A 13,913-nucleotide genomic window follows, 5' to 3' on the forward strand; every position below is an offset into this window, starting at 1 on the left:
CTCTCACGGCGAGGATGGACGACACACTTTGCAAATCTTCCCGACAAACGACAGTCGCACTCAGGAAGCGAGTATGAGAATCCATATCACACTGGCGTTTGTTTTATTGGCGTCGGTAAGACTGTTCGCCCAGGACGTGCCGCTGGTTTATGACGTTGAACACACGGGGACAAAGTTCGACGCGCCCGTTTTGCCCGACTATGAAAAACTGCCAATCGTCCGCCCGTTGCCTGATCCTTTCGCCTGGTCGGATGGAAGCGGTCGTTCGACGGACTTCCGAGACTGGAGTCGACGTCGGTCTGAGATCAAAGCCGAGATTGAACATTACGGAATCGGACAGAGACCGCCTCGCCCAAAAAACATCACAGCGGATTTCAAAGACAGCACTCTGACGGTCAACGTCGCGGAGAATGGTGAAACACTGGTCCTGACGGCGCGTGTTCGTCTGCCCGAAGGTGACGGACCGTTTCCAGCAGTCATTGGAATCGGGTTCGGCGGTGGCAGTGGAAGTCTTCCTTCCGACATTTTTGCCGATCGGAACGTTGCGATGATTGGTTTTAATTTCAGCCAAGTGATGTCACACACACAAAAGCGAGGTCACGAACCGATCAATCGGCTGTACCCTGATTTGAATCACATCGGCGCGTACAGCGCGTGGCCGTGGGGAATCAGCCGGATCATCGATGGCTTGGAACTTGTGGAAGGAGTACTTCCAATTGATCGCAAACATCTCGCGGTCACCGGCTGTTCCTTCGCCGGAAAGATGGCTCTGTTTGCCGGAGCCTTTGATGAAAGAATCGCACTGACCATCGCACAGGAATCCGGCGGAGGCGGCGCGGCAGCGTGGCGGGTTTCCGAAACGCTGGGGAACGTTGAAACGCTTGGGAAGACTAGTCGTGCCTGGTTCCTTGAAGACATGTTCCGCTTCGGGAATTCCGTTGAAAAACTCCCGTATGACCATCACGAACTGATGGCAATGGTGGCTCCACGTGCATTGCTCGTGCTTGGCAATCCCGACTATGAATGGCTGGCCGATGAATCCGGATACGTTTCCTGCCGCGCTGCTCACGAAGTGTGGAAGAAGTTTGGCATCGCCGATCGCTTTGGGTTCTCGATCGTCGCCGGACACCAGCACTGTCAACTTCCTGACAGTCAGCGTCCGGAAGTCGAAGCGTTCGTCGACAGATTTCTTTTGGGAAAGAAAGGTGTCGACACGGTCGTCGCAAAGCATCCGTTCGGCGACTTTGAACACACGATGTGGTACGACGGATGGGCCACCGGCAAGTCGACATTCCCAACGCCCGATTCGACCAGCGTGGAAACGCTGTCTTTCGAGGCGGAAGACTTGAAACGCGGAACCGACTGGCTGGTTGCAAACGACGAAAAGGCGTCAGGTGGTAAATACGTGACCATCAAGTCCGGCAAGAACAGCCCCCAAGCGGCGCCTTCCGGCGTAGCCGCAACACTGATCGTTCCATTCACGACGAACGAAAATTCAAAGTACCATTTATTTGCTCGAGTCAATTGCCCGTCGGCCGATGATGATTCGTTCTGGTTCAAAGTTGACGACGGGAAGTTTGAGACGGCGAACGGATTGGGAACAATCGGCTGGGAATGGGTCAAGCTGGGCAGCATGACGCTGAAGCCCGGCGACCACACACTCACCCTGGCCTACCGCGAAGACGGCGCGTTGCTCGACAAAATCGCATTCACGACCTACCCGTTTGGCCCGGCAGCGCTGGAATTAAAATAATGCGGCGCCAGGCGGTCTTTGAAGGAAGCGATCGGACTGCGTGTCAAGATCGGCGTCGGAGTCAGCCATCGCGTCATCCAAAACGCGGAAGACGCTATGATCATTACGAAGCGTTTCTGAAAATTGACTCCGGAAAACGTCATGAAGCCACAGGGCATTGATCCAAAAGAACTCCAATAGAATTCGAAGCAGCCGATGCCCTTGCCGACTTTGGCATTCACTTGGGGCAAGCCGGACATGAGGTCTGGCGAACGGCCTTGCAGCCCATCCTAGAGAAGAATCTGGGCGAGCCGGCTGAAATCGATCATGCCCCTTCACCAATGGGAAACCCTGGACTCCGACCCCGAACCCACGATCACGGTACCTTTCAATGAAGATCAGTTTTCAAATGCGAATTGGAGTTGCCCTTCTACTTCTGTGGGGTTGCACTCATCTTAGCCACGCACAAACAAAGATCGTTGTCGACGCCACGAAGGCGGATTCCGTCATCGCTCCCGAAATCTATGGGCAATTCGCGGAACACCTGGGAGGCTGCGTCTACGGTGGACTGTGGGTTGGCCCCGATTCGCAGATTCCCAACGAGCAAGGCTATCGCAAGGATGTTCTGGACGCGCTTAAGCGGCTCAACGTTCCGGTTCTTCGTTGGCCGGGCGGTTGCTTCGCAGACGACTACCACTGGCGTGATGGTATCGGGCCTCGCGACGACAGGCCCCGGACGCTGAATATCTACTGGGGCGGCGACGAGACGAATGCGTTTGGTACGCATGAGTTTCTCGATCTTTGCGAAATACTCGGTTGTGAAGCCTACGTGGCCGGAAACGTGGGTTCCGGCACGGTCGAAGAAATGCGTGAGTGGGTCGAGTACATGACAAGCGACTCGAACAGCACGCTCGCACAAATGCGGCGAATGAATGGGCGCGAGAAACCGTGGCGCGTCAAGTACTTCGGGGTCGGCAACGAGAACTGGGGCTGCGGAGGGAACATGACGGCCGAATATTACTCCGACCTCTATCGACGTTATGCCACATACGTTCGAAACTTCAGCGGCAATCACATCACAAAAGTCGCGAACGGACCAAGTGGTCGTGATGTACCGTTCATGGATACGCTGGTCCGCAACGCCCACAAGCAAGCCGACGCCTTCAGCATGCACTATTACGTTCTGCCCGGGGCCGACTGGAACGCGAAAGGAGACGCATTGAACTTTCCGGAGTCGGAGTGGTTCTCCGTGATGCAGCAGACATATCAAGTCGAGGATCTCATCAAGGACTACATCGCGATCCTGGACGAAGTCGATCCTAATCGACGGCTTGACCTTTATGTCGACGAATGGGGGACCTGGTACGACCAGGCCCCGGATGCACCATCCGCACTCTATCAGCAAAACACGATCCGGGACGCCGTTTCAGCTGCTCTGTTCTTCCACATCTTCCACGAACATGCCGACCGAATCACGATGGGAAACATCGCACAGGTCGTCAACGTGCTGCAAGCAATGATCCTGACTCGCGACGATCGAATGCTGCTGACGCCGACGTATCACGTCTTCGAAATGTACAAGATTCATCAAGGCGCAAAGCATATTCCCCTGGACGTGAACAGTCCGGCCTACACGTGCACGACCGCGAATGCACCACCAACCAATCCTTCCGCCAGTTTCAAAACTGACGCAAACCCCGACAAGTTGTGGAGCAGTCAGGTGGACGCCATCTCAGCGTCCGCGTCACTGACAGCGGACGGAACGATCAACGTGTCGCTGGTGAACGCATCACCGACAGAGTCCTACCCGGTTGAGTTGGCTTTCGAGGGCTTGGAGCTGACCAAAGCGCACGGCCGAGTGCTTAGTGCACAGCGGATCGATGCTCACAATACGTTTGACGATCCGGAAGCGGTGCAACCGCAAGTAATCCGAAACTTGAAGACCGTCGCAAACACGATCCAGATCACCATTCCGCCGGCAAGTGTCTCGGCAGTCACTGCTCACTAGCGGACAACGGTGACAAGGCGTCAACCATGCGTCGGTGAAGCACACATGCCATGGACGGGCGCGGCGCTGCGGCCGTACCCCTGAGTTGCTGCGCAGATGGGTGCTGGCAGTAGTTCCTCGCAGCGAAGTGATATTCGGAGCGTCTTCGCCAATCACACTCCCATTCCTTCGAGCGTGTGTGCCAGCTTGCACATGTTTTGCGGATCAATCCGTGCAGGATCATCCTGGGTATCACGAGCCCGGGGGCCGTTGGCGCGAGCTTGCGATTTGTAGCTCGTGCTTGGTCTGCGGCGGACGCTGGTAGCGTTGTTTGCCGAAAGGAAAAGTGCCGTCGTTTCAACTATGTCACCGGAAGGGCACTGATTCAGTTGAAACACGAAAAAAGGCCTCAAGCAACAACGTGCTTAAGGCCTGTTGGGCTCGGTAAAGACCGAGTGCGGATGAGAGGATTTGAACCTCCACGTCCTTATCGGACACTAGAACCTGAATCTAGCGCGTCTGCCAGTTCCGCCACATCCGCTGAAATCGCCCCGAAGAAAATCTCGGGCGATTGAAAACTGCGGCCGCTAACAAACGACGAATCGATGTCGCGGCCGCGGCAGATTCAGGAAGATATCGCTTGGTCGGTTTGGTCGCAAGGGCAGCGAGCAGCCTGGCCGGTGCACGCCGCCGAGCACAACATTTCCCGATGGTCCGGCCCCTAGGGGCGGCTGCGTCCCGCGGCGATCAATTCGGCCAGTTCGGCCTTCATCCGCTGGGCGACATCAGGGTGCTGATCGATCACGTTGTTGGTTTCTCCCGGATCATCGGCCAAGTTGAACAACTGGAATTGCGGGATCGGATCCCGGACCAATCGCAGGTGCATGTTGTTGGCCTTTTTGCTGTCCGCGCGGACCAGTTTCCAGTCGCCGACACGATAGCCGTAGTTGTCGCCTTTGCCGTTATCCTGCTGGACCAGCGATTGGCGGCCCTGAGCGTCGTCGGCACCCAGCAGTGCGTCCGAAACATCAAAGCTGTCCAAGCACCCGTCGTCGGGCAACGGCACGCCGGCCATCGCGGCACAGCTGGCCGCCAGGTCGACGGTGCAAACAATTTTTTCCGATACGCCGGGACGAATCGTGCCGGGCCACCACGTGATCAGCGGCGTCCGGGTGCCGCCTTCGTAAACGTTGTACTTGCCACCGGTGAAGGGACCGTTGGGATCATGGTCGCCAAGCTTTTCGATCGCGTCGTCTTTGTATCCGTCGTCCAACACCGGACCGTTGTCGCTGCAGAACACGACCATGGTTTTCTGGTCCAACTGCAAGTCTTTCAATGTCGAAATCAGTTCGCCGACGCACCAGTCCAGTTCGACAATGGCATCGCCACGAGGCCCCAGGCCGGATGAGCCTTGAAAGCGTTCGTGCACCGCACGGGGAACGTGCAGGTCGTGGCTGGCAAAGAACAGAAAGAACGGTTCGCTTTGGTGGTCCTTGATCCATTGCTTGGATTCACTGACCCAGCGGTCCGAGAGGTCTTCGTCACGAAAACGGGCCGCGTGGCCACCGGTGTAGAAACCGATTCGGCTGATGCCGTTGTGGATGGTCGAATTGTGGCCGTGCGACCAGTCCATCTTCAGCGTGTCACGATGGGAAATGCCGGTGGGATGATCGGGTGATGGCTTTTTCTGGCCCACCCACAACGGATCTGCTGGATCCAGGTTCAACACGTGGTGGTCTTGAACATAGACCTGCGGAACGCGGTCGTTGGTCGTCGGCAGCAAGAAGCAATGGTCAAATCCGATCTCCAGCGGTCCGGGGGAAAGCTTGCCGTTCCAATCAGGCCCGGCGTCTTTGGTGCCCAGTCCCAAGTGCCATTTGCCGATGACCGCGGTGTGGTATCCGGCTGACTTCAACAGCGAAGCAATGGTGGTGGTCCCGGCCGGGATCAACGCGGGGCTGTTGGGCGGCGCTATGCCGGTGCCGTCTTCGCGAAACGCATAAGTGCCGGTCAAAAACGAGTAACGCGTCGGCGTGCAGGTCGATGCGGAGCAATACCCGCTGGTAAAGCGAAGGCCTTCGGCGGCCAATTGATCGATGTGCGGCGTTTCCAGTGCGGCGTGGCCATAGCAGGAAACGTCACCGTATCCCAAGTCGTCGGCCATGATCACGATGACATTGGGTGGATCCGCCGACTGGGCCGATGCCTGGGGACCGCCCAAGCCCAGGACCACAAGGCAGCACACCAGCGATACGACGCCCTGGCAAAACCGGATGTGCCGGTGCAAGGCGGTGGGGACAATGTTGTTGTCAAGTGATGCGGATGGTCTCATCCGGCCGGTCTCCTGAAGATGCGTCGGGGTTGAATCGGGAACCACAGCATAGCACGGACACGTTTGGAATCGCGGGCGATTGGGCGGATTCGACATTCGGGCGGGACGCATAGGAAAGCCATCGAAGCGACCCGATGTCCCGTCGGCTATCATCGAACATGTCCACCGGCGTGGCCCCGATGGTGCGATTTCCTGCGTCGCACAGTGATCGACGTCCCTGCGGTCGCGACGGGCAACCGATCGCCGGCAGACCACAATTCACTAGATCGAGGCAATGCAAATGCGATTCGTTCAACGACGATCCGTCAGAGACATTCCGACACGGTTCGGGCATGGTCTGTGGTGGGCTGTCGGCGCTGCCTGGATGGGCAGCTTTGTTGCCGGAACCGCAGGCCGCGGAGACGCCGCTGATGAAGTTCCTGCGGCCGATGTCTTGGTCGTGTTCGGCGCGGCCGGGGCTGACGAATATGCCGAACCGCTACGTCAGTGGGCCGCCGAACTGGAAGCCTTGCAAGATCATTCTGACATCCGGATACAGGTGATCGGCAGCCCCGCGGCTTCGCCCGACGACGCAGCATCAGCCGAAGTATCGGACGAGCCCACAAGCGATCGCCAGCGATTGCGTCGGGCGTTGGCCGAACGTGCCAAACCGATGACCGCCACCGGCGATGGTGACGCCGAATCCAGCGGTGGGCCGACATTGTGGTTGATCCTGCTGGGCCACGGCACCTTTGCCGACGACGTGGCAAAATTCAATCTGGTCGGTCCCGATGTGTCCGCCGCCGAATTGGCCCAGTGGCTATCGGCGACTTCGTCACGCACGGTGATCGTCAATGCCGCGTCGTGCAGCGGACCTTTCGTCAATCGGCTTTCCGGGCCTGATCGAGTCGTGGTGGCGGCGACCCAAAGCGGTGACGAACGCGACTGGACAAGGTTCGGCGGTTACTTTGTTCAAGCGATCATTTCCGATGCCGCTGATTTGGACCATGACGATGAGACCTCGGTCTTGGAAGCCTTTGTGATGGCCGCCGGCAAGACCCGTCAGTTCTATCGGGATGCCGGACGCATCGCCAGCGAACACGCGTTGATCGACGACAACGGGGATGCCCAGGGAACACCTGCCGAGTGGTTCGATGGGCTTTCGGCGGACCAGAAGCATGCCGAAGCCGACGGAAATCTTGCCAAACGAATCACTCTGGTGGCGGCGTCCGACCTGCCCCGGCTGGACGAGGCCCAGCGTGCCGAACGGGATGTGATCGAGCGCGATTTGGAAACGCTGAAACGTCGGAAGCCGGAAATGAATTCGGCCGAATACTGGAGTGCATTAGAAGCATTGATGTTGCGGCAAGCCGAACTTTACCAGCGATCCGCGGAGCAGTAGGCCGCACTCAAACGCATGGGGTGGCTCACCGAAGCGTCAATTCGGCGCATCGTCCGAAATTTTCACAAAAACCTATGGCGGCATGCCTGCCGTAGTCGCGGCGCCAGTGCCGCATTGAAGATTCCTCTGAAAATTTGTCAACGAAAGCGATACCCATCCGGAGCGAAAGGGTTCATTTTGAAGTCGGGTGCTCACTTTTGAAGTGCCGATTTGAAAACCAAACCCACTGCGGGAGTTTCTTTGAAACAGGCCCGCGAACGCTTTGACGGTGCAAGCAAGATGTTGACGAGTCAAACATTTCGGTCGCCGCTGACCCCGACGCTGTTGATCAGTTTTGCCGCCCTGCTGGTTGCACCCACCGCCGATGCGGTGGAGGTTGCCTATCGCAGGGACGCCAAGACGGTGGCCAACTCGGGCCTCTTGTTTCTGGACGGCCAGTACATCGCACCGCCTTATGCGGTGGGTTGGGATCTTCAATCCGGCTTGATTGTCAATGGTCACGAACTGGGACGACAGTATCTGGGAAAGCCGGCGGAAGAGTCGTCGGCCGGCGATTCTGACGCAATGCCCCCGCGGCGTCGCTTTTTCGCCCGCATGCGCAGCAACCGCATTCAAACGTTGCAGCAGTTAAGCGAAACGATCAATGCCACGTTGCTAGGCGATGCTCGGGCAGTCGTCGTCCTTGAAAAAGGCCGCCATCCGATCGTATTGGATTCCTATGAAGGTTCGCCGGAGTTGCTGTTGGCGATTCACACCCGCACGCTCGGTGCTTCCTTGGATGAGATGTTGGATTCGATCGTCTTGACCGATACGGATCGTTCGCAATTGGCACAATTTGTCACCGATTTGGAGATCACGCCCGCGTTGGAAGACCGGGTTCGTTACGCGCTGGACATCTCGGATCAAATCGTCTTGATGAACGAATCGAATACGGAAAAGGCGGCCGTGTTGGATCGATACACTTATCCGCTGACGATTTTTGCGATGATCTGTGTCGCCTGTGGGTTCGGGCACTTGTTGCAACACAAACCGGTGTTGGAATCCACTGGTGATCCGCAAACCGATTCGTCACGCCAGCGTACGATCGTCATGCGATCGCTGTTGATTTTCGTGTTTCTGTCAGCGGTTGATTTGATTTGGACGATGTTGGCGTCGCACACCGGTTCGATGCGTGAATTAAATCCGTTGGGCAATGGTTTGTTAAGCAACCCGACGCACTTGATCGCCTTCAAATCTGCCGTGGTGATGATGTCGGCGGGAATCTTGTATGTGCTGCATCAACGATCGGTCGCACAGATGGCATCCTGGTGGGGATGTTTGGTGCTGACGTTGTTGACCGCTCGTTGGTTGATCTTCAACTCGATGTTCATGTAGTCGCCCAGTTGCGGTGCGACGGCACGCCTGTGCGTGTGGTCCGGTGATCTTTTCACGCAAAGGACCGCCGGGGCAGTTGGTGACCCGTTTGAGTCTTGGTGGATGTTATTCAGCGTCAACACGTCCAGTGGCGGACGATCTGGTTAAACCGTTCGATGCCATCGGCGATTTGCCGAATCGAAATCGATTCGTCACTGGTGTGTGCTTGGGCGATGTCGCCGGGGCCTAGAACAACACGTGATCGCAGTTCGGTCAGCACACCGCCGTCGGTCCCATAGCAAACCGTCGCCGGTTGCGTGCCGGTGATCGATGCCAGTTGGCGAATGTGGGGCTGATCGGCTTCGCACCAAAACGGCGGACATCCCGGATGCCGTGTGAACTGCACGCCCTGTGCTTCGGCCAGTGTGCGAACTTCGTCGATCAAATCTTCGCCATCAATCCCCGGCATCGGCCGAAGCGAACACCAAGCCTTGCACCGGGGCGGCGTGATGTTGACCACATTCATGGAATCGCTGACGCCGAAGTTCCAAGACAGCGTCGGCGGATCGAACTGATCGTTTTGGTACCGCGTGTCTGATTCGGTGCGGTGATAGATTTCCAGCAGCTTGTCCAGCAATGGCACCATGGCGATGTTGGCGTTGATGCCGTCGCGCGTGCTGCTGTGCCCCGCCCTGCCCTGGCTGGTCAGTGTGAATCCGGTGATGCCTTTGTGAGCGTGATAGACCGCAAGGCCGGTCGGTTCGCCGATCACAGCCAGCGGTTGGGCTTCGACCAGTTGGCGGTACGCGCCGCTGTGCTGGACCAAGTGCTGGGCACCCTGGAAACCCACTTCTTCGTCCGCCGTGCAGACCACCCAGATCGGCGCCCGCTGTTCATCCGCGGCAATCCCACGCAACGTTTGGATCATGACGGCCAATGATCCTTTCATGTCACAGGTCCCGCGGCCATACATCTGGCCGTCGGTGATGACGGGCGTGAACGGATCACCGCCGGGTCCGTCCCAGCCGTCGGCGGGGACCACATCGGTGTGACAGAAATACGCGAATCCCGATTCGGTGGGGAACGACGAATCAACGGGCGGCAAGGAGCCGTGGGATGGTCCCGCCGCGTCGGTCGTCGATGCGGGGACTGGCGGCCTGACCGCCACGAGGTTGGATTTAGTGACACCTTGTGCGTCGATATAGGTGCTGTTTTCAACACGAAACCCCAGTTCCGACAGGACGTCAGCGATGTGGCCGTGGATGTCCACGTTGCTGGTGTGGCTGATCGTCGGATAGCGAATCAGCGAATCCAACAATTCACAGCATTGGCCGACGGCGGCGGAACGGGCGGGCTGAAAAGGGGATGAGGTCATGGATTCCATTGTTCCAAAACACGAATCAGCGCGTCGCGATCGGCGCCGATCACTTCCGTTTGGATTGATTGCAGCCAGCCCAACGCTTGTCGCCGATCCGCATCGGTTCCGGCCGACGGGCTGACCGAATGAAAACACGCGCGGGCGGCCAACGCCGTGTCCCCAGCGTCGACGAGTGAATCGGCGGCCAAACGGTCGACCAGGGCGATGGGCATGCGGTCGCGGGCGAAGCGTTTGTTGCGGCCCGCGGTCCGAACGATGACCCGATCGGGCGACGATTCCACCAAAACAACTTTGACGGCGCTGGTCAAGTCGATCGAATCACCCGGGGACAACCGGTTCAGTGATCGATCCACTGCCCCACGATAGTACTGGGCCAACTCGGCGAACTGACGAACGGCCTCCGCACGCCGATCTTGCTGGGAGTTGGCCGCGGCGGCAATGGCGGCTTTGGCTAAAACAATTGCCCGGTCCAGCTGGCCCGATCGCAACGCGTTCATGGCGTCTTGATAGGCATCATCGCCACGACGAATTTGGTCGTTGCTTACCGGAGGCGTTTTAACGAGCGGCTCTGTTGGTTCAGGGCCGGGCATCGTCGCGGGATCCGGTGATGTCGTGGATGAAGTATCGATCGGTGTGGATGGCTGGGGGATCGACGGCGGTGATAGCTCGTCTGGAGATGAATCACTCGGCGATACTGTATCGGACGAAGATGGTTCCTGGTCGAACCAGGATTCACCGAGATCCGCGGCAAGTGAAGACCGATCGCTGCGGCCGGGCGGTATCACCGGCGTCTGTTGGGAAGCACCGTTTTGCTGCTGCTCCGGTGCAACGTCTGGTCGGCCTTGGGCGTTCGGTGTGTCGATCGATGCCATTAGCGAATCGCCATTGCCAACTTCCGTAGAATCGCCGTCACCCGAAAGCAAGGTGACGCCTGCCCAGCCGACCAGGCTGACGACCGATGCGACGACCAGGGTGACAGCCAATCCACCGGGGCGACGTTTGGACGCCCGGCGATGGGGGCGATGAGCGTCGGGATCGGGTGTGATGAAAGGATCATCCCCGGTGTCCGGTGATGGTCGCGTGGCAACGGACGGGGCTGTGGCTTGAGGCGGGGCCTGCGCGAGGGCTGCGGCCGGAATTGCCAGGGGGATCGCTTCGGAATCCACTTCGCCGCCGGCGGGCTGCACCGTTGCGGTTGGTGGCTCGGCTTGCTCCGGTGCATGGAGTTGTTGTTTTGTCGCCGGCTCGGGCGTGGACGGCGGAGGCGGCGTGGTGACCGCAGGCTGCGTAGCGGTCTTCAGCGGTGCCAGCGGGTCACCGGTGGGCAACCACTTGGCCAATGGATCGGAGGGGCCGGCCATGGTCTAAGGCGTTTCTTCCCACATGTCGTAAAGCGGCATGTGACGGTAATAGACCTCCAGGCAATACAGGCTGAGGCAGGTCGTGTACAGTCGTCCGCCGGCACGGTCGCCCCACTTGTCGCCCTGTGGTGCCCAACTGCCTTTTTCTCGCCCGCGTTTGGTTTGCGCTTGAGGCAACGCTTCACGCATGCGGTTGTTCCACAGCGACCAAGCGGACGTGCCGTAGTGGTGCAATACCTGGGTCGCGTAGTACCAGTAATAAACGTCCGACTGGTCGATGTCGAACATGTAGTTGTCCAACAAGTTTTTGACACCGCGTTGCATCGAACGGTGTTCGCGTTGCCAGCCGGTGTATTGCCGAATCAGCAACCCCTCGGCGTTCATCGATGGTGTTTCACCATAGCCGGGCAAGTAGCCGTAGGCTGATCCGGCGCCCAAGGACACCGTGTCCATGAACCGGTCGATGCCGTACCAGACCTTGTCGTCGATCGTCAAATCAGGTGCCGCGCGACCGCTTTGAAAAGCCATCACGTACCAACCGGTCACCGAAAGGTCGCCTTCGATGTCGCGGAAGCGGTAACGCCAACCGCCGGTCGCCGATTGGGCGTCGCTGCAGTAATCCAGCGACGCTTGAGCGTAGGGCTTCAGCCATGAATCGCCCGTCATCGCATAGGCTTCGCAAACCGCGATGGTTGCTTGGGCTTGGGCGTAGGCCTGTTCGTCATCACCGCTGACGACTTTCTGACAAAAGAACCCGTCACGACGCTGTTCCTTGGTCAAGAACTTCAAGCCCTTCAGGACTTCATCCGCATAGGTTCCTTCCCGGTGCGTGTTGCCGTCGCCCATGAAGGCCAGCAACGCCATCGAAGTCGCCGCGATCTTGTTCTCGTTTCGCACGCCGTCGCGATAAGGCCCCCGCATGCTCCAGGCGCCGTTGTCCATTTGTTGACGTTTCAGCCAAGCCAAACCCGAGTCCACCGCTTCGGCGGTTTGCGGGGTTCCACCGTATCGTTTCATCAATTCCGCTTTGGTCGCCCCGCGGCGTCCACCGAACATCGGATTGGTGACCTGGACCATCGGGCCGACACCGATGTTTGCCTCGGTCGGATCCTTCGGTTGGTCGACTTTCAGTGAATCGAATTCCAGCGGCGTGTCAAAATCGATGGGGGCGTCTTCGATGAATTCCGATTCGGCGTCACTGAGTGCGTCGACCGGATCGATCGAAAACTCTGCCAATGCATCGAACGAATCACCGGTGGAATCGCCCAGCACCATCATCACGGTGCCCAAGCCTTCGCCGACCGGTGTGCTGATCAAACCCAAGATGACCAGCAAGATCAGGTGCACGATCATGCTGATCAGCCACGGCGGGGCTTTCTTGGACAGGTCTTCTTTGGGCTCTTCGGCTTCGCCGGACGGTTCAGCGGCGGCCGAATCGGCATCGGCATCCGGAGAGTCACCTTTGGGTGGCGCGGCAGATGCCGATGGTGACGCCTTGGCTGCGGGGGTCGCCGGCGTATGAGGCTTCGCTTTCGTCGCGGCCGGATCGGGCAGTTCGTCGAGTTCGCCCCGCCAGCGGACGCCTTTGGCCGAACCGACACCGGTGGGCGGGGGCGGCAACGGTGGTTCGCCCGTCGTGGCGGATTGTTTGCGTCGGCCTTGATGGGATGTCGGCGGCGGCGGTGGGACCAGCGGCGGCGTTGGCGGCGACGCATCGGCGGGGGAGCCGTTGGGGACCGATGGTCCGGCCGACGATTTGGACGAGTCGATCGAAGGTTCGAGATTCGACATCCGCGCCCCCGTCGCAGCAGCGTCAAAAGATGATGGAAGATCAGAAAAGTTGCAGGCGGCGAACGGTCAACCGGATGGCCGGTGAGATTCCCCCGGGTTGCCCACTGCATGAGGACGATTACGTCGACGCGATCGTTCGGAAAAAGTCCCACTTTCCCCGGTGAGACAGCTTCCAGTGGGCAACGATGCTTGACGGGATCGGCTTCGTGACGTTCCAGTCTAGCACGGTGATCCGTCGGATGACAAAACGATTTGGTGCGAAGACGACGCCGCGGCGGATCGGCCCGTCTGCGGCACTGGATCGGTCCCGGGGTGTGACGTCGGCGCGTGATGTCGGTAACGATGAATCGGATGATGCAGGCTTTGCGGGATAGGATCGGTCAAAAGACACCCGTCAAAAGGACCCCGGCGATGCGAGATCACCAATCAAACGATTCCTTGGCGGTGTCGCGTGGATTCTCCAACGGACGCCCGGTGCCACCGTTGTCTAGCCGCCGGTTGGATGTCGGCCACGCGGTCGCGGCGGTCCAGCGGAAACACTGTATACCCATGCCCACGCAGGCGTTCAGGGCCATCCTGGTCGTCGTGCTGCTGTGTT

General features: G+C 58.8%; 9 protein-coding genes and 1 tRNA gene. 4 read left to right on the plus strand and 6 right to left on the minus strand.

Annotation, left to right across the window (positions count from 1 at the left end):
• Nucleotides 1-73 precede the first annotated feature (73 nt).
• Together Mal65_RS03305 and Mal65_RS03310 are read left to right on the plus strand one after the other, a co-directional pair.
• The gene (locus Mal65_RS03305; RefSeq protein ID WP_196784526.1) at nt 74-1,753 is read left to right on the plus strand and encodes a glucuronyl esterase domain-containing protein; all 1,680 of its coding nucleotides are present in this window, start codon (nt 74-76) and stop codon (nt 1,751-1,753) included.
• A gap of 370 nt (nt 1,754-2,123) precedes the next feature.
• Nucleotides 2,124-3,740 (plus strand): alpha-N-arabinofuranosidase, encoded by a 1,617-nt coding sequence (locus Mal65_RS03310; protein WP_196784527.1) that lies wholly within the window; start codon nt 2,124-2,126, stop codon nt 3,738-3,740.
• 435 nt (nt 3,741-4,175) lie between these two features.
• On the opposite strand, the gene Mal65_RS03315 is transcribed toward Mal65_RS03310, so the two are convergent.
• Both Mal65_RS03315 and Mal65_RS03320 read right to left on the minus strand, forming a co-directional pair.
• Nucleotides 4,176-4,260, minus strand: a tRNA-Leu gene (locus Mal65_RS03315).
• A gap of 180 nt (nt 4,261-4,440) precedes the next feature.
• On the minus strand, nt 4,441-6,051 hold the full coding sequence (locus tag Mal65_RS03320; protein ID WP_145293626.1) for a sulfatase family protein: 1,611 nt from the start codon (nt 6,049-6,051) through the stop codon (nt 4,441-4,443).
• A 280-nt stretch (nt 6,052-6,331) separates the two neighbouring features.
• Here Mal65_RS03320 and Mal65_RS03325 point away from each other — a divergent pair, with 280 nt between their 5' ends.
• On the plus strand, nt 6,332-7,432 hold the full coding sequence (locus tag Mal65_RS03325; RefSeq protein WP_145293628.1) for a hypothetical protein: 1,101 nt from the start codon (nt 6,332-6,334) through the stop codon (nt 7,430-7,432).
• Between the two features lie 279 nt (nt 7,433-7,711).
• The gene (locus Mal65_RS03330) at nt 7,712-8,806 is read left to right on the plus strand and encodes a DUF5658 family protein (protein WP_145293630.1); all 1,095 of its coding nucleotides are present in this window, start codon (nt 7,712-7,714) and stop codon (nt 8,804-8,806) included.
• Between the two features lie 115 nt (nt 8,807-8,921).
• Here Mal65_RS03330 and Mal65_RS03335 read toward each other — a convergent pair whose 3' ends face one another.
• The 4 genes from Mal65_RS03335 to Mal65_RS26320 form a co-directional block, all read right to left on the minus strand.
• Entirely contained in the window at nt 8,922-10,160 is a 1,239-nt protein-coding gene (locus Mal65_RS03335) for a M20 family metallopeptidase (protein WP_145293632.1), read from the minus strand.
• Nucleotides 10,157-11,524 carry a hypothetical protein gene (locus tag Mal65_RS03340; RefSeq protein WP_145293634.1) on the minus strand — a complete coding sequence of 456 codons (1,368 nt, stop codon included), beginning with the start codon at nt 11,522-11,524 and terminating at the stop codon, nt 10,157-10,159. Before Mal65_RS03340 ends, Mal65_RS03335 begins: the two co-directional genes overlap by 4 nt.
• 3 nt (nt 11,525-11,527) lie before the next feature.
• Nucleotides 11,528-13,315 carry a prenyltransferase/squalene oxidase repeat-containing protein gene (locus Mal65_RS03345; RefSeq protein ID WP_196784528.1) on the minus strand — a complete coding sequence of 596 codons (1,788 nt, stop codon included), beginning with the start codon at nt 13,313-13,315 and terminating at the stop codon, nt 11,528-11,530.
• 419 nt (nt 13,316-13,734) lie between these two features.
• Nucleotides 13,735-13,890 carry a hypothetical protein gene (locus Mal65_RS26320; RefSeq protein WP_165701037.1) on the minus strand — a complete coding sequence of 52 codons (156 nt, stop codon included), beginning with the start codon at nt 13,888-13,890 and terminating at the stop codon, nt 13,735-13,737.
• Nucleotides 13,891-13,913 lie beyond the last annotated feature (23 nt).

This window comes from Crateriforma conspicua, from assembly GCF_007752935.1.
Lineage (GTDB): Bacteria > Planctomycetota > Planctomycetia > Pirellulales > Pirellulaceae > Crateriforma > Crateriforma conspicua.